Origin of the sequence: Streptomyces sp. NBC_01314 (assembly GCF_041435215.1) — a bacterium.
Classification (GTDB): Bacteria; Actinomycetota; Actinomycetes; order Streptomycetales; family Streptomycetaceae; genus Streptomyces.
This window is the reverse complement of record NZ_CP108394.1, coordinates 6,253,963-6,270,746: the sequence shown is the minus strand read 5'-3', so window position 1 is coordinate 6,270,746 and position 16,784 is coordinate 6,253,963. Positions and strand designations below refer to the sequence as shown.

The following is a 16,784-nucleotide window of genomic DNA, read 5'->3' as shown; positions in this document are numbered from 1 at the left end:
CTCAACGCGACCTGCCCGCTCCCCTGCTCACTGCCTCACTCCGCACATGCGGGGCCCGCCGCCCGCGGAGCACTCAACGGGAGAAAGACCGACTCGTATGTATCGCAGATCACTGAAGCGCAGACCACGCACAGGAACAGGCCGGCCATGGCGGTGGGTGGCCATGGCCTCGGCCGCCGTGCTGACCGGCACACTGCTACAGGCCTCAGGCGTGCCCGCCGTCGCCCAGGCCTGGCGCAAGCCGGCCCTGCCACAGGCCGAGGACCCGGTCACCGGCGGCCCGGCGGGCAAGGCGGTGGCCCGCACGATCACGAAGGGCCCCCGCACCCCCGCCAAGGCCCCGGCCACCAGCTGGCCCAAGGCGACCGCCGCAACCGTCACCCTGGACAAGGACACCACCCGGGTCAAGGGCACGCCCCTCACCCTGGACACCCGCGTCAAGAAGACCGCCGACGCGGCCGACGGCACCTACACCGTGCGCACCCTGTCCAAAAAGGCCGCCCGCAAGACCGGCGTCGACGGCCCCGTCTTCACCCTGACACCCCGTCAAAAAACCAAGCAGCGTGCCGGAAAAGTGCGCGCCGGACTCGACTACTCCTCCTTCGCCGGCCTCTACGGCGGCGGCTACGCCTCCCGCCTGACCTTCGTCCGACTCCCCGCTTGCGCGCTCACAACACCCCAAAAGGCGAAGTGCCGCACGACGCAGCCAGTGGAGACCGTCAACGACACCGGCAAGCAGAGGCTCACCACCAAGTCGGTCGCCCTCAGCGCCGGCACGGCGACCGTGCTGGCGGCTACCACGTCGGCGAGCGGCGACAAGGGTGACTACAAGGCCACGTCCCTGTCGGCCTCGTCGACTTGGAGCACGGACCTGAGCAGCGGCTCGTTCGCCTGGTCGTACGACATGGCGGTGCCGCAGGTGCCCGGCGGCCTGACTCCGCAGGTCGGACTGTCCTACTCCTCCGGCGGTGTCGACGGCCGGACGGGCAACACCAACAACCAGGCGTCATGGGTCGGTGACGGCTTCGAGCTGGCGCCCGGCTTCATCGAGCGCAGCTACAAGGGCTGCGAGGAGGACGGGGCGACCAACGCCGACGGGAAGAAGCCGGGCGATCTGTGCTGGGCGTACGACAACGCCACCCTGTCGCTGAACGGCTCCGGCGGCGAGTTGGTGCCGAACGGCACCAACTCCTGGAAGCTGCGGAACGACGACGGCACGAAGATCGACCGGATCTACGGCTCCAGCGACAACGTGCGGTCCAACGGGGCGCGCAACGACGAGTACTGGCGGGTGACCACCCCCGACGGCACGCGGTACTACTTCGGCTACAACCGGCTGCCCGGCTGGGCGAGCGGCAACGAGACCACGGACTCGACGTGGACGGTGCCGGTCTTCGGCAACAACGCCGACGAGCCGTGCAACGCCTCGACGTTCGCGGCGTCCTGGTGCCAGCAGGGCTGGCGCTGGAACCTGGACTACGTCGTGGACCGGCGCGGCAACGCGGTCGCGTACTACTACGACAAGGAGACCAACTCCTACGGCCGCAACGTGACCGCCGCCGACGACACCCCGTACGTACGCGGCGGGACGCTGGACCGCGTCGAGTACGGGCTGAAGTCCTCCGCCATGTACTCGGCGAAGGCGCAGGCCAAGGTCGACCTCAGCAACAGCGAGCGGTGCATCGCCGACAGTTCGACCACGTGCTCGTCCATCTCCACGGACTCCGCGTACTGGTACGACACCCCGTGGGACCTGAACTGCGAGGCGGGAACCGACTGTGACGAGGGCCGGTACTCCCCGGCGTTCTTCACCCGCAAGCGGCTGACCGGAGTCACCACCCAGGTCCTGGTGTCCGGCGCGTACAGCGACATCGACAGCTGGAAGCTCACGCACCGCTGGGGTATGGCCGACACCGACTACCAGCTGCTGCTCGACTCGATCCAGCGCACCGGGCATGACGGAACGGCTTCGATCACGCTGCCGAAGACCACCCTCGCCTACACCCAGCTCGCCAACCGGCTCGACAAGACCGGCGACGGCTACGCCCCGTACATCAAGTCCCGGCTGTCGACCGTCGCCGACGACTCGGGCGGTCAGATCGACGTCGGCTACTCGGCGCCGGTCTGCGACTTCGACGCGCTGCCGACCCCGCAGACCAACACCACCCGCTGCTTCCCGCAGTACATCGGCGGCAGTTCGACCGACGACCCGGACCTGCAGTGGTTCAACAAGTACGTGGTCGACTCGGTCACCTCGACCGACCGCACAGGCGGCTCGCCCGACCAGGTCACCATGTACGACTACCTGGACGGCGCGGCCTGGCACTACGACGATGACGACGGGATGACCAAGAAGAAGTCCCGGACCTGGTCGCAGTGGCGCGGTTACGGGCACGTCCGGGTCCGGACCGGTGGTCAGGGCGGCGCCTCGGCCATGAAGACGCAGAGCGACTCGTACTTCCTGCGTGGCATGGACGGCGACCGCAAGGACACCTCCGGCGGCACCAAGTCCGTGAGCGTCACCCTGGGCGACGGCGAGGGCGACCCGATCACCGACCACGAGTCGCAGGCCGGGTTCGCGTACAAGACCGTCACCTACTCCGGTCCCGGCGGCAAGGTCCTCGACAAGACGGTGAGCCGCCCCTGGTACAAGGAGACCGCGAAGAAGGTCCGTGACTGGGGCACCGTCACCGCCAACTTCACTGGCACCGCCTCCGGCAAGTCATGGACGTCGCTGGACGACGGTGCGGGCGCCAAGTGGCGGACCACCTCAGGATCGGACACCCACGACCCCGCCACCGGACTGGTGATCCAGAGCGAGGACCTGGGCGACACGACGACCGCGGACGACAACCAGTGCACCCGCACCACCTATGTCTCCGGCAGTGTCCCCGTGGGCCTCCCGGCGCGGGTCGAGACGGTCGCCAAGGCGTGCGACGCCCCCACCAGCCGACCGGCCGACGTCATGTCCGACGTCCGCACCGCCTACGACGGCGGGGCGTACGGCGTCGCCGCCACCAAGGGCGAGGCCACCAGGACCGCGAAGCTCAAGACGTACAGCGGCTCCAGCGCGGTCTACCTGGAGTCCAGCTCCACCTTCGACGGCTACGGCCGGGCCCTGACCACCACCGACCTGACCGCCGACGTCACGGTCACCTCCGCGGGTGCCCTGACCAGGACCGCCCGATCCGACGGCCGGACCACCACCACCGCGTACACCCCGGCCACGGGCTTCGCGACGAGCAGCACGGTGACCACCCCGCCCGCCACGGCCGGGGACAGCACCACCACCCAGACCTCGACCACCACCTACGAGGCTCTGCGCGGGCTGCCGCTCACGGAGACCGATACCAACCAGAAGGTCACCACCTACACGTACGACGCACTGGGCCGCGCCACCAAGGTGTGGCAGCCGGACCGGACCACGGGCCAGACCCCCAGCCACGAGTTCACCTACACCATCACCGACGGCAAGCCGGTCGTGGTTGCCACCAAGACCATAGGCAACTCGGGTGCGCAGGACACCACGTACGCCTTCTACGACGGCTTCCTGCGGCCCCGCCAGACGCAGGCCCCCGGCCCGGCTGGCGGAACGCTGCTGGCGGACACCTTCTACGACGAACGCGGCCTGACCACCAAGGAGTTCGCTTCCTACTACATCACCGCGGCGCCATCGACCACACTCTTCAAACCCGACGACGCGCTGAGCGTGGAGACCCAGAACCGGTACACCCATGACGGCCTGGGCCGGGTGACCGAACTGCGGCAGATCGCCGGCAACGGAGACGGCGGAGCCGTCCTCAGCGTCACGAAGACCATCTACGGCGGCGACCGCACCACGGTCATCCCGCCCGTGGGCGGCACGGCACAGACCACCGTCACCGACGCACGCGGCCGCACCACCGAACTGCGCCTGCTGCACTCCCGTGCCGCGGACGCCGACTACGACACCACGTCGTACGGCTACTCGGCGCGCGGTGAGATGACCAAGGTCACCGACCCGGCGGGCAACGCCTGGACGTGGACGTACGACCTGATGGGCCGGCTCACCGACACCACCGACCCGGACAAGGGCGCCGGTCACCACGAGTACGACGACCGGTCCCGGATGACCAGCAGCAAGGACGGCCGCGGCGTCCTCGCCTACGTCTACGACGGTCTGGGCCGCAAGACCGAGACGCGGGAGAACTCGTCGTCCGGGACGCTGCGCGCCAAGTGGGTCTACGACACGATCAGCGGCGCCAAGGGGCAGCTGGCGTCCAGCTCCCGCTTCAGCGGCGGCCAGGAGTACAAGTCGAGCGTCGTCGCCTACGACCGGCTCTACCGGCCGCTGCGCACCTCGATGACGATCCCGTCGAGCGAGGGCGCGCTGGCCGGCACCTATCTGTCGACGACCAGCTACAACGCGTCGGGCACGGTGCAGGGCGTCGGCTACCCCAAGGCCGGTGATCTGGCCGCCAACACCGTCACCTACACCTACGAGAACGGCACGCTGCGGCCCGTCGGGGTCAGTGGTCCGCTGAACCTGACCGCGAGCACCAGCTACAGCCTCACCGGCAAACCGCTGCAGTACTCCATGGCCGCGAACGGCGGAAAGGCCACGTACGAGACCAACACCTACCAGTGGGGCACCCAGCGGCTGGCCGCCTCACGGGTGGACCGCCAGGACATCGCGGGTGTCGACCAGCACAACACCTACTCGTACGACGAGGCGGGCAACGTCCTGTCCGTCTCCGACACCTCCCGCTCCGGCACCGACAACCAGTGCTTCACTTACGACCACCTCGGGCGGATGACGGAGGCCTGGGCCCAGTCGACCACCGGCTGCGTCGCCACTCCCAGCACGGGTTCGGTGGGTGGCCCCGCCCCGTACTGGACCTCCTACACCTACGACAAGGTCGGCAACCGGCTCACCGAGACCAAGCACGCCACCGCGTCCGGTGCCTCCGACACCAAGCGGAGCTACCACTACCCGGACGCGGGTGCCGTTCGGCCGCACGCGGTGACCTCGGTGGACAACACCGAAGGCACGGTGAAGTCCACCGACACCTTCGGTTATGACGAGACGGGCAACACCCACACTCGTCTGCTGGCCAACGGCACTTCCCAGACGCTGGACTGGGACGCCGAGGGGCATCTGGCCAAGGTCACCGAGCCTGTGGAGGGCGGCAGCGACAAGGTCAGCGAGTATCTGTACGACGCGGAGGGCAACCGTCTGATCGGCCGGACCCCGACCGAGACGACGCTGTACCTCGGCGCCACGGAGATCACCCTGGCGAAGGGCGCCACGGCGGCCAAGGGCACCCGCTACTTCGACGTGGGCGGCGGCCACATGGCCGTTCAGTCCAACGACGGGACCATCTCCTTCACGCTGGCCGACCACCATGGCACGGCCCAGCTGTCCGTCAACGCCACCACCCAGGCCCTGGCCCAGCGCCGCACCCTGCCGTTCGGCGAGCTGCGCGGCACCGAGCCGAACAACTGGCCCGGCACCAAGGGCTTCGTCGGCGGCACCACCGACACCGCCAGCGGCCTCACGCACCTCGGCGCGCGCGAGTACGACCCGACGATCGGCCGCTTCCTGTCAGTCGACCCGGTCTTCACGGCCACCGACCCGCAGCAGATGCACGGCTACGCCTACGCCAACAACAACCCGCTGACCCACTCCGACCCGGCGGGCACGGAGATCGGCTCCCGGCCCAACTCCTGCCAGTACTCCCTCGCGAACTGCAGCAAGAAGACCCAGAAGGAAGTCGGCTACGACGCGAAGTCGGGTACGACCGACTACCGCCGCGGCAATATCTACAAGAGGTACTGGGTATCGGCGAACACCCCGGTCACGAACGACATCGACAAGCTGGCGGACGACTACTGGTCTCCCAGGATGAACGGGGAGTTCACGGACGACTTCTGGTACAACCCGGTCTACGAGAACTCCCAAAAGGGCCAGGAAGGCACCGCCTGCTACGGGCGTGCGGGATGCCGAGCGGCCTACAGGTACGTGCTGCACGGCGGCACGGACGTCGAGAAGGCCAAGGAGATCGCGGCGACCTACTGCGTCCGCAACTCGGACGAATGTGACGAGAAGGCCGCGGCCGTCGCACGGGGCAACGTCATCAAGGAGGTCGGCGCCACAGTCGCGCTGGCCCTCCTGGGCGGTGCCATGGGCTCGAGGCCCTGCCACAGCTTCGTCCCCGGCACCAAGGTCCTGATGGCCGACGGCAGCACCAAGTCCATCGAGGACGTCAAGACTGGCGACAAAATCCTCGCCACGGACCCCGAGACCGGCCGCACCGAGGTCAAGACGGTCACCGCCGAGATCACCGGCGAGGGCCGGAAGAACTTGGTCAGGATCACCCTGTCCGTCGTGATCAACGGCAAGAAGCAGACCGCCACGGTCACCGCGACGGAGGCACACCCGTTCTGGGTCCCGACACTGGGCGCCTGGATCGACGCCACCGAGCTGACCGTCGGCGAACGGCTCCGCACATCCACCGGGTCCCTGGTCGGCATCACGGCGATCCACCGCTGGACCCAGCAGGCCACCGTGCACAACCTCACCGTGGCTGACCTCCACACGTACTATGTGCTGGCGGGGGAGACTCCGGTACTCGTTCACAACTGCAATACAGGCGGATTGAGCCTCGCGGGTGCGCGGCACGTAAGCGGACGCTTTCCCAAGACTGCCAACCCTGGGGAAACGCTTTACCGTCAGAAAGAGGATGGGACGGTTACTGCGTATGCGCGATATGATGAAGAAGGCGCAATTTCCCAGCGCGCAGACCTCGATCCTGCCTCAGCCCCGCACGCCGGAATACCGGCCCCACACATTCTCGATATGGCCAAGCATGTCAATCCAAAAACGGGCCAGGTTTTTCGCAACTGGGAGAAGATGCCGCGGCCCCTACGCCCCGAGGAAAAGCTATGCGGCTGCCGGTAGGCCGAGCCAAATATGGATGGCTGACATGCAAGCCGTTCAGAAGTAATTGAATAGTGGCAGAAGGACACCACCTCAGGCGCTCGCAATGATATGGCGGGCGCCTGAGGTCTCCGAATTTCTGAATCTCTATGGATTTGCCACTATCTCTCTGGGTGACTCGAATGACTCACCCCTCTACGCAAGTGACGCGAGGAGCCATCCGTGAATGACCCGATGGATTACCCCAGAATTAAGTCCTGGGTGGAGGAATGGGGAGGGGGAGTTGATTACCTAGATTACGTGAAAGGCCATGGCGATCTAGGAATGATGGTGGCATTCTCCCGGATCTTCTGGCCGCGTTTTATCGAAGTGGACGGGTGCGTGTTGTGGGATCGTGCATACGAAGAGTCAAATTTTAAATCCTGGCGCGAGAGCCTCTCTGGTGACATTCGAAAAATTGAGGCGACACTGAATCAGCTACGCGTCTGGCAGATTGTCGATTCGGATGATGTCGAAGAGGACTGGCGGGCGCAGGATTTCTTTGCCGCATGTGTTGCAAAAACGTGGGGCGCTGCGCTTTCTGCCGAATTTCCACACCGGAGTTTCGATGTTCGGGTTATCGATTCCGAAGATGGCCCCATTGTCACCTTCACATCCGGATCGACGTAGTTCATGGTTTTGTCTCGAAAGGTCGAATGTGATCAATTCTGAACCATCTGAGGTTGCGCCACTCGCACGTTGGTTGCTGGGTGAGTGATACTCAATCCCGCAGCCCTCGCGGTGAATGGCATTAGCAAACTCGAACCCCCGCCGGATGCGTCCTAGCGGGGGTTGCGTGAAGGGTGACGGCAGTAGTTGACGGCAGGCGCCGCTCACTCCCGTGCCGGAATCAGCCGGCGCCGTCGCGGTGGCCCGCGCCTACGCCTCCCGCCTGAAGGCTCGCGAGGTGGAGAACCAGGCACTGAAGGCACAGAAGGCGACCGAACTCGCCGGAGACCTCCATACCCGCCTGACCCGCTTCATGGAGAACACCGCACACCAAGTACAGGAAGCTTTCCGGGAGTTCGACCCCACCGCATTCGCGAGCGTGGACAACGCGGCCCCGCCCAGCCCGAAAGCGAAGTACTGGCACGGCCAACTGGTTCATGCGGCGCGACTGGCCGACTTCTACGCCAACCTCGGCGAAGGCTCCTGGTGGGTTCGCCTCTACCTGAGGCTGCGCGGAAACCTGCTGCGCTTCATCACCACCATCCAGAAGGTGGGTCGCGGCGAAACCGGCGTACTCGCGCTGACGGTGTTCGCCGAGGTTCTCTCCTCCGACGCGGAGAACGGGCCGCCCACTCCGCTGTACCGCGTGTTCGAGCACCCACACGTTCCCGACAACGTGACGCTGATCTACACGGACGAAGCGGAGACCCGCTGGGAGGACGTGCACCAGGTCGTGGACACAGCCCTGTCCACGGCGATCAGCCGCTTCTCGGAGGACCTTGCCTGAACGCTCCGCCCTTGGCCCCGTCCAGGAACGCCCGCCACCCGTCGGGGGTGAGGTGGAGGAGAGGGCCGTGAGGGTTCTTGCTGTCGCGGATGGCTCGGGCGCCGGTGGTTGTGACGGCGACTTCGACGCAGTTGCCCTCTTGGATCGAGTAGGACGACTTCCGGTAAGGGCCTGCAGCCTCGGGCGTCATCAGTCTTCCTCACTACTCCGCAGCGCGTTCCGAATGAACCGAGCAGACTCCTCGGGTGCCATGGACTCTGAACGCAGCAGGTCAAATGTATGACCATAGACATCAACCTCGTCCGGCTCGTCCACGACCAATGTACTGCGCAGTTGCTCCAGCGTTACCGCCTCGGTGGTCGGTTCGGGACCGAACCCGAAGGAGGCGAACGGGGAGGTCGCCGCAAGCGGCCCCTTACTGAACGGCAGGACTCGCACCGTCACGTTCTCCCTCTGCCCCGCTTCCAGAAGCGCGGACAGCTGCTCCCGGTGGACCTGCATACTCGACAAGGGATGGGTGACCACCGGCTCCCAGATGATGTAGTCGCACGAGGCTCCGCCCTCGGCGACCCTGGCCTGTCGCCTCATGCGCACCTGCACCAAGAGGTCCACACGTCCAGGGGCGACCTCCAAAGGGCCCGTCCTGATCACCGCCTCCGTATACGAGGCAGTTTGCAGGAGTCCAGGGACAACGCTTGGATGCCAGTTCCAGATGTAGGTGGCGTCTTCCTCCAACGCGATGTGATCCATGTAGTCCGATCGCAGGTGCTCGGCGTACTCCTGCCACCAGCCGCGCCGATTGGCATCCTTGGCCAACTTCTCCAGCCTGACGCGCACTTCGGGATCGTCGACCCCGTACGCGTCCAACATCACACGGATCTCGATCGGGCGAGCGATGACGAGCCCACTCTCGATGCGGCTGACCCGAGCCTGATGGTTCGCGATCACCTCAGCGACATGCGGCTGGTCGAGCTTGGCGGCCAGCCGGTACTTCTTCAGCGTGGCCCCAAGTCGCCTGCTGCGCACGGTCGACCGTCCCGCCATCAGGCGCCCACCTTTCCTCCCCTGTTCATGGCGAACACCACTGTAGAGGCAGTCAACACCTCACATCGATCTCTATATATGTAGCTAGTTTCGATTGAGAAAAGCTCCATATATGCAATAGCCTCAATGTGTGCACGCCGCTACAGCGCGTGACTTGACTACGTGTCAGGGGGTCCCTTCGCCATGCCCGCACTCAGCACCCGCCGCCGCACCCACCCACGCCGCGACTCCTTCCGTATCCCCAAGTGCAGACGACACGTCCCCGAAGCCCGTGCCAACGTGCGGCGCATCCTGAAGGACTGGGCCGTCGACGGCGAACTCGCCGATGACATCGCCACCGTGGCGACCGAACTCGTCAGCAACGCCGTACGGCACTGCCGGGTGACCCTCGCCGAAATCGAGGTGGCCGTGTCGATCCGGGGCTGTGGGCTGCTGTTGGAGGTGTCGGACCCTGACCGGGGGCGGCTTCCGGTGCCGCATACGGAAAGCGACCCCAACGACCCCAACGATCCGGAGGGCGACGGTGGGCGCGGGCTGACCCTGGTGCGCGCGCTCTCGGAGCGGTGGGGCCATGACGTACGGCCGTTCACCAAGTGCGTGTGGGCGTACTTCGTTCTGTCGCCCGAGGAGTCGCGGTGCAACAGGTGACGCTTCCGCCGCTCAGCCCCGAACGCGCCCGGTGGCGACGCTGGGCGGCCCGCTCGGAACGGCACAGGGTCACGTACGGCCGGTGGTTGCCCCTCCTCCCCCGCGAACCATGCTGGGAACCACCGCGTACACACGTGAACGTACGCACCGAGCACCCGGAGCAGGCGGAGCGGGACCTCGTACGGCCGTACGTGACGGCCTACTTGGGGCAGGAGCGGCCGAGATGGACATGAGCGAAGAGGCAGGGGCGCAGCCGCGTGATCCGGACCCGGTCAGGGCCACGTTCCACGCGTGGCTCGACCATGTCCTCGTCTGCCACGACTGCCGTCACACCCCGGCACGCCACTGCTACGGCTCGGCCCGGCTGGGCGACCAGCACCGCCGGGTCGCGCGCGCCGCACGCCTTCGTCGCTGAACCACGTATCAGAAGACCGGCACGCTCATCGGTCGGCGTCGCCGGGCGGAACAACCCATTCCGTGGGCTGACCGGTGAGGGAGGCGATCATGTCGAAGTCTCCGTCGTAGTGCAGGACCGTTCGCCGGTTCAGTTCCGCCGTGGCGGCGATCAGCAGGTCAGGCAGGGACAGAGCGCGATGGAACCCGGCGTTGAGCGCGTGACGCTGGATCTCAAGCGCGCGGGTGAAGGTGTCGTCGTCCGTTTGAAGGTAGTCGAAGGCGTGCAGCCAGGTGCTGATCCGGGTCGCTTCCGCGCTGTCCCGTGCGGAGTGGACCATCTCGAACTCGGTGGGCTGACACACCGCGAGGAGGTAGCGCTCGTGCAGCGGCCTGAGCACCTCCCGGACACTCGGCTTCGCCCAGCGGGCAAGGGCCGACTTGTCGATCAGGTAGCGGTCCTGCATCAGGCGGCCCGGCCTCCGCCACTGTCGCCGTCGCGGCCACCGCCACGCTTGAGGGAGCCGTCCGCGTTACGGGGCCCGGTGCTCTCGACGATCTCACTGAAGTCGAACTCACCGGCCTCTATGGCGTCGAAGCCTTCCTGCCGCAGATGCCTCTTGACGGCGTCCTCCATCGCGAGACGGACGGCTTTGGCCTTCGTTCTGGTCCCGAAGATGCGCATGGCCTCGGCCACCATGTCTTCATCGAGGTCGATGACGGTTCTGGCCAAGGGACAGTCCTTTCACGGGCACCCACACTCAATACTCAGAAAACGATATCACCATCCTGGTGTATCAGATATCGTTTCGGTGGGCGCCCCTACGACGTCCGCGCCGTCCCCGTCCCCTTCTCCGCGTCCAGTGCGTACACGCACCGGTCCTTGCTGCAGGCGTACACGACGCCCTCCTTGACGACGGGTGAGCCGGTGATCTCGCCGCCCGTCGCGAGCTTCCAGCGGAGTCGGCCGTCATCCGCCTTCAGCGTGTACAGGAGGTGGTCCGTGGAGCCGAAGTGGATACGGCCCTCCGCGACCGACGGCGATCCGACGATCTCGCCGCCCGCCTGGAAGCGCCACTTCGGCGTCCCCGTGACCGCGTCGAGGGTGTAGAGCCCCTTGCCGCTTCCCACGTGGACGTGGCCCGCGGCCACCAGTACCGGCTCCAGTGAGGAGCGCGACTCCGTCGCGATCCTCCAGCGGTCGCGGCCGTCCGTGGCGTCGAGGGCGTAGACCGTGCCGAGGTAGTCGGCGAGGTAGACGCCGCCGCCCGTGACCGCCGGTCCCGGTGCGAACGTGGGCGCGGAGAGGAACACGGCCGGTGCCTCGAAGTGCCAGCGGACGTGGCCGCCGGCGATGTCGATGGCGAGGACGCGGCTCCCGGCGGCGACGTACACATAGCCGTCCGCGGCCGGTGTCAGCCGTACCGGGACGCCACCGCAGGAGGCCGCGTCCCCGATGGGGTACGACCAGCGCTCGTCGCCCGTACGGGCATCCAGCGCGCGCAGCCGGGCGTCCTTCCAGACGTACACCGTGCCGTCCTGCACGACCGGCCCGGCCTCGGGGGACTCGAAGTCGGTCTGGGCGCCGGTGAGCTCCCAGAGCTTCTGCCCGTTGGACGCCTCCCAGCCCTGTACGCCGCCGCCCCGGGTCCCGGTGACCACCGTGCCCCGGTCGGCCCGCAGGGAGTACACCCAGGCGTCCGTCGACAGCCGCCACAGGTCCGAGCCCTCGCGCGCGTCGAGCGCGAAGAGGGTGGGGCCGTCGGAGGCGTGGATACGGCCGTCCGCGACCGCCATCGACCAGGCCACGTCACGGGTCTTGAAGCGGCGCCGGCCGGTGGCCACGTCCAGGGCGTGCACCTCGAAGGAGGTGACGTAGACGAGGTCGTCGGCGACGGACGGGGTGCCCCACACGTCGTTCGACATGCGGAAACGCCAGGGGCGCCAGCCGGAGGCGGTGGGCTCGGGGCCGGCGGGCGGGGCGCTCACGGAGGGCGCGGGGTCGGCGCCGTTCACGCCGGCGCGCGGCCGGGACCAGGACGCGGCGAGGCCCGCCTCGGGAGGGGGCGCCTTCACGGCGGCCGCGCGGGCGTCGGCGACGCGCGGACCGGGCCCGATGGGCACCTGACCGCCGGCGAGCCGTACCGGCCCGGTGTCGGGGGCGCCGACGGAGAGGGGCGCGGGGTCGTACGAGGGCGGGGGCGGCGGTACGGGGGCGGGGCGGGCTCCTCCGCCGCCGCGCCCGCCCGAGGTCTGCTGGGGCTTGGGCGCCGGGCGACCACCGCGGCGGGTCTCGATCATGGCCACCGCCTTCTCGGGCAGCCACGCCGACGCCGTACCGCTGTCGTCCGAGCCGGAGCCGAAGAGGTGGGGCGCGAGCTGGGCCTGGAGGTCGGCGGGGTTGGGGCGCGCGGTCGGGTCCATCTGCATACAGGACTCGATGAGGGGGCGCAGGTCGTCCGGGAGGCCGGAGAGATCGGGGCCCTCGCGCAGCAGCATGAAGACGGTCTCGACGGGGTTGGCCCCGTGGAACGGGGCGTGCCCGGTGGCGGCGAACACGAGCATCGAGCCGAGCGAGAAGACGTCGCTCGCGCCGGTCACGCTCCGCGAGTCCTTCGCCTGCTCGGGCGACATGTACGCGGGCGTCCCGACGGCGACGTTCGTCATCGTCAAACGCGTGTTCGATACGCCGGACGCGATGCCGAAGTCGATGACGCGCGGCCCGTCCTCGACGACGAGGACGTTGGAGGGCTTCAGGTCACGGTGGACGAGTCCGGCACCGTGGATGGACTGCAGGGCTTCGGCCACGCCCGCGGCGAACCAGCGAACGGCCTCGACCGGCATCGGCCCACAGTCGTTCACTATCTCCTCGAGGGAGGGCGCGGGGACGTACGCGGTCGCCAGCCACGGCACGGCGGCACGGGGGTCGGCATCGACCACCGCCGCCGTGTAGAAGCCGGACACCGCGCGGGCCGCCTCGACCTCACGCGTGAAACGGACCCGGAAGAGCTGGTCCTCCGCCAGTTCCGTCCGCACCGTCTTGATCGCCACGCGCCGGCCCGACGCCGAGCGCGCCAGATAGACCAGCCCCATGCCGCCGGCACCCAGCCGTCCCAGCACCTCGAACGGGCCGATCCGCCGCGGATCGTGCTGTGTCAGCTGATCCACCACTTGCCCTGCCACCTCCCCGTACGGACCGCGTCACCCACGTTGTGCGCGCGACCCCCGTGCAGCGTCTCACCACCGCACCGCCATGGCGGCACGCACCCCGATTCTTCCTGCTACCGGGGGCAGGTTGCTAACCCGGGTGCGGAACGGGGTGTCTCAGGACAAAACCATGTTGTCCGCCTCTCGGGAAGCGGGAGCCCGGATGGTGGGACACCGCGGCGAGCCGCGTACCACCGGCGCACAACCCCGTACGCCCGCCCGCTCGGCGGCCCGGTCACGCCCCCGGAGCGCCCGCGCGGGCAACAGGTCGAGCGCTCGTCCTCCCACCGGCCGGCTGCCCTCCCCTCACCGGTCGGCCGCCGTCTTCTCGCTGGTCAGCCGCTGTCTTGCCGCTGCTCAGCCGCTGTCTTGCCGCTGGTCAGCCGTCGTCGCCCGGGGCGGTCGCCCCGCGCTCTCCCGCTGCTCGGGCCTCGTCCTGGCGCCGGTCGTCACCCTGTTGCCGCAGATCGTCCGGGCGCTGTTCGGCCTGATCCGACTCCTGCGTGGCCTCCCGCCAGCCGTTTCCGTGACTCCGTTCGAGCAGCGCGAACGACGCGCCTTGATTGTCCGTGACGACCGCCACATTTCCGTACGAGGTTTCGAACGGCGGCACCTGCACCCGGCCCCCGAGCCGGCTGACGGTCCCGATCGCGGCCTCGCAGTCGTCCGTCCCGAAGTGGACCAGGAAATGCGGCGGCATCTCCGCCGGAAAGACGTCCGTGAGCGTGGCCCGGCCGAAGTCGGGGGCCGCGTCCGGACCGAAGAGCGCGTCGTGGAAGAGGTGCGCGTAGAAGGAGTTGGCCGCTTCGGTGTCCCGTGTGTACAGCTCGGCCCACATGAACGTGCCGGGCTCGTGGCTCCGCCCGAAGCCGGTGTGCGTACCGGCCTGCCAGAGACCGAAGACGGCGTTTTCGGGGTCGGTGGCCAGCGCGGCCGTGCCGAGCGTGCCGACCGGGGTCGGCGGGGTGATCACCTGACCGCCGGCCGCGGTGATCCGCGCGGTGAGGGCGAACACGTCCGGGGTGGCGAAGTGGACGGTCCAGACGGTGGGCAGCCGGCCGTCGGGCTTGGGGGCGAGGGCGGCGAGCGGGGTCGAAGCGCCCGCGGGGTACGCCCACACCTCGTGGGCACCGTCTCCGGGGGCCACCTTGAAGGTCCACCCGAACAGTTCGCCGTAGAACCGCTTCCCCGCCTCCACATCGGGCAACTGGGCGTCCACCCAGCAGGGGACGCCCTCGGGATACGGGACGCTTCCTGTGCCGGCAGCGGCTTCCGCCCCGGTGACGGCTCCCGTCTCATCGGCCATAGGGCCAAGCTAACGGCCGCTCACGCGGGGCGCGCGTCGGAGACGCCCAAGCGCCTGACAGCCCGGGGGTGCCTGTGTTCGGGCGGGTTCCGGCGGGTGCGGGTGGGTGCGGGTGGGACGTGGCCGCTCGCGCAGTTCCCAGCACAGGGCGCGGCCCTCGGGAGAGGAAGGGTAGGGGCGGCGGGGGCGAATGAATCCCGCCAACACGCCCCGTGATCACTCACGAACCCCTTGGTGAAGCCCCTGCTCCCCATTTGCAGTCGGCCGAATCGCGTTCCGATCACCCCTCGGTAAGCTGACGTCATGACAGGACAAGTGCGTACCGTCGACGGCCGCGTGGCCGGCCGACGAGGGCAGGCGACCCGGCAGAAGCTGCTCGACTGCCTCAGCGAGATGCTCAGCTCGTCGCCCTACCGGGACGTCAAAGTCATTGATGTCGCCCGGAAGGCGGGGACTTCACCCGCGACCTTCTACCAGTACTTCCCGGACGTCGAAGGCGCCGTCCTGGAGATCGCCGAGCAAATGGCCGCCGAGGGCGCCACGTTGACGAACCTCCTGCAAGGCCGCTCCTGGGTCGGCAAGGCCGGCTGGCAGACCGCCCAGGAACTCGTCGACGGTTTCCTGGAGTTCTGGCGCAGGAACGACGCGATCCTCCGCGTGGTCGACCTGGGCGCCGCCGAGGGCGACAAACGCTTCTACAAGATCCGTATGAAGATCCTGAACTCGGTCACCAACTCCCTCTCGGAAACGGTCGCCGATCTCCAGTCGAAGGGCCGCGTCGACAAGGACGTGAACCCGTCGGCCCTCGCCGGTTCCCTCGTCGCCATGCTCGCCTCGGTCTCCGGGCACCAGAAGGGCTTCCAGAGCTGGGGCGTCAAGCAGGCCGAACTGAAGCCCAACCTGGCCCTCCTGGTCCACCTGGGCATCACCGGCAAGAAACCCACGAAGTAACCAGGAGCACCCGGGCACGCCCCCGGACGCGATCCTGTCACGCAGACGGCACCCTCGGACGAGGCGTGCCGCCTGCCGCGTTCAGGGGGACTTGGAGGCCAGGGGGCTACCGGGGGAGGGGGACTACCGGGGGAGGGGGCTGCCGGGGGGCTGCCGGGGACTCGTGGGCCCGCCGGTTCGGTGGGCGCCCTCACGGCCACACGGGGCCGCACGGCTACCGGCTACCGGCTACCGGCTACCGGCTACCGGCTACCGGCTACCGGCAGCACTCGAGCGGACGAATGCGCGAACGCGCCAGCGCGGTTCAGCGCCGTACGATCCGGAACACCCGAATCTCCCGGTCCACCCGGGCCTGGTACGTCGAGTACGGCGGCCAGAATTTCAGCAACTCCTGCCACACGGCGGCCCGTTCCTCCCCCGCCAGCAGGTGCGCGGTGACGGGGATGTCCTGCCCCTTCCAGTTGATCTCGGCGTCGGGGTGGGCCAGCAGGTTGGCGCTCCAGGCGGGATGGCCGGGGCGGCCGAAGTTCGACCCGATGAGCACCCAACTGCCCTTCCCCTCCTCGGGCATGCAGGCCAGCGGCGTACGCCGCGGGACCCCGCTCCGCGCGCCGGTCGCGGTCAGTACGACGCCGGGCAGCAGCTGCGCGCTGAGCAGCACACGGCCCCGGGTGGCCCGGTGCACGGCCCGGTCCAGCGCGGGTATGACATGCGGCGCGACCCGGGCGAACGCCGGAGCCGAGGACACCTTCTGCACCAGCCGCACGCCCATGCCCTTCATCCCCTCCGCCATCCCCGCCATCCCCGCCGTCATCCCGGCC

At 68.3% G+C, this 16,784-nt stretch carries 13 protein-coding genes; 6 read left to right on the top strand and 7 right to left on the bottom strand.

Features of this window, described 5'->3' with window-relative positions; translation table 11 throughout:
- Nucleotides 1-163 precede the first annotated feature (163 nt).
- The 3 genes from OG622_RS27585 to OG622_RS27575 all read left to right on the top strand — a co-directional run bounded on the left by OG622_RS27585 (nucleotide 164) and on the right by OG622_RS27575 (nucleotide 8,414).
- On the top strand, nucleotides 164-6,940 hold the full coding sequence (locus OG622_RS27585) for a polymorphic toxin-type HINT domain-containing protein (protein WP_371579310.1): 6,777 nt from the start codon (nucleotides 164-166) through the stop codon (nucleotides 6,938-6,940).
- A gap of 201 nt (nucleotides 6,941-7,141) precedes the next feature.
- Complete coding sequence (locus OG622_RS27580) at nucleotides 7,142-7,588, top strand: hypothetical protein (RefSeq protein ID WP_371579309.1); 447 nt, start codon at nucleotides 7,142-7,144, stop codon at nucleotides 7,586-7,588.
- Between the two features lie 211 nt (nucleotides 7,589-7,799).
- Entirely contained in the window at nucleotides 7,800-8,414 is a 615-nt protein-coding gene (locus OG622_RS27575) for a hypothetical protein (RefSeq protein WP_371579308.1), read from the top strand.
- On the opposite strand, the gene OG622_RS27570 is transcribed toward OG622_RS27575, so the two are convergent.
- Both OG622_RS27570 and OG622_RS27565 read right to left on the bottom strand, forming a co-directional pair.
- Complete coding sequence (locus tag OG622_RS27570; protein WP_371579307.1) at nucleotides 8,386-8,604, bottom strand: DUF397 domain-containing protein; 219 nt, start codon at nucleotides 8,602-8,604, stop codon at nucleotides 8,386-8,388. The genes OG622_RS27575 and OG622_RS27570 overlap by 29 nt on opposite strands.
- The gene (locus tag OG622_RS27565; protein WP_371579306.1) at nucleotides 8,604-9,458 is read right to left on the bottom strand and encodes a helix-turn-helix domain-containing protein; all 855 of its coding nucleotides are present in this window, start codon (nucleotides 9,456-9,458) and stop codon (nucleotides 8,604-8,606) included. Before OG622_RS27565 ends, OG622_RS27570 begins: the two co-directional genes overlap by 1 nt.
- Before the next feature lie 183 nt (nucleotides 9,459-9,641).
- Here OG622_RS27565 and OG622_RS27560 point away from each other — a divergent pair, with 183 nt between their 5' ends.
- Both OG622_RS27560 and OG622_RS27555 read left to right on the top strand, forming a co-directional pair.
- Nucleotides 9,642-10,106 (top strand): ATP-binding protein, encoded by a 465-nt coding sequence (locus OG622_RS27560; protein WP_371579305.1) that lies wholly within the window; start codon nucleotides 9,642-9,644, stop codon nucleotides 10,104-10,106.
- A gap of 223 nt (nucleotides 10,107-10,329) precedes the next feature.
- Nucleotides 10,330-10,521: a hypothetical protein gene (locus OG622_RS27555; protein ID WP_371579304.1), complete on the top strand. Its 192-nt coding sequence runs from the start codon at nucleotides 10,330-10,332 to the stop codon at nucleotides 10,519-10,521.
- A 25-nt stretch (nucleotides 10,522-10,546) separates the two neighbouring features.
- Here the strand turns inward: OG622_RS27555 and OG622_RS27550 are convergent, their stop codons facing one another.
- The 4 genes from OG622_RS27550 to OG622_RS27535 form a co-directional block, all read right to left on the bottom strand.
- Entirely contained in the window at nucleotides 10,547-10,966 is a 420-nt protein-coding gene (locus tag OG622_RS27550) for a PIN domain nuclease (protein ID WP_371579303.1), read from the bottom strand.
- Nucleotides 10,966-11,232: a type II toxin-antitoxin system VapB family antitoxin gene (locus OG622_RS27545; RefSeq protein WP_371579302.1), complete on the bottom strand. Its 267-nt coding sequence runs from the start codon at nucleotides 11,230-11,232 to the stop codon at nucleotides 10,966-10,968. The genes OG622_RS27550 and OG622_RS27545 overlap by 1 nt, the downstream gene beginning before the upstream one ends.
- Before the next feature lie 89 nt (nucleotides 11,233-11,321).
- A complete protein-coding gene (locus OG622_RS27540) occupies nucleotides 11,322-13,670 on the bottom strand; it encodes a PQQ-binding-like beta-propeller repeat protein (protein ID WP_371579301.1) in 2,349 nt (782 codons plus the stop codon).
- A gap of 415 nt (nucleotides 13,671-14,085) precedes the next feature.
- Nucleotides 14,086-15,012 (bottom strand): VOC family protein, encoded by a 927-nt coding sequence (locus OG622_RS27535; RefSeq protein ID WP_371579300.1) that lies wholly within the window; start codon nucleotides 15,010-15,012, stop codon nucleotides 14,086-14,088.
- Between the two features lie 303 nt (nucleotides 15,013-15,315).
- Here OG622_RS27535 and OG622_RS27530 point away from each other — a divergent pair, with 303 nt between their 5' ends.
- Nucleotides 15,316-15,963, top strand: a complete 648-nt coding sequence (locus OG622_RS27530) for a TetR family transcriptional regulator (RefSeq protein WP_371579299.1) — start codon at nucleotides 15,316-15,318, stop codon at nucleotides 15,961-15,963.
- Between the two features lie 304 nt (nucleotides 15,964-16,267).
- Here OG622_RS27530 and OG622_RS27525 read toward each other — a convergent pair whose 3' ends face one another.
- The gene (locus OG622_RS27525; protein WP_371584238.1) at nucleotides 16,268-16,756 is read right to left on the bottom strand and encodes a nitroreductase/quinone reductase family protein; all 489 of its coding nucleotides are present in this window, start codon (nucleotides 16,754-16,756) and stop codon (nucleotides 16,268-16,270) included.
- Nucleotides 16,757-16,784 lie beyond the last annotated feature (28 nt).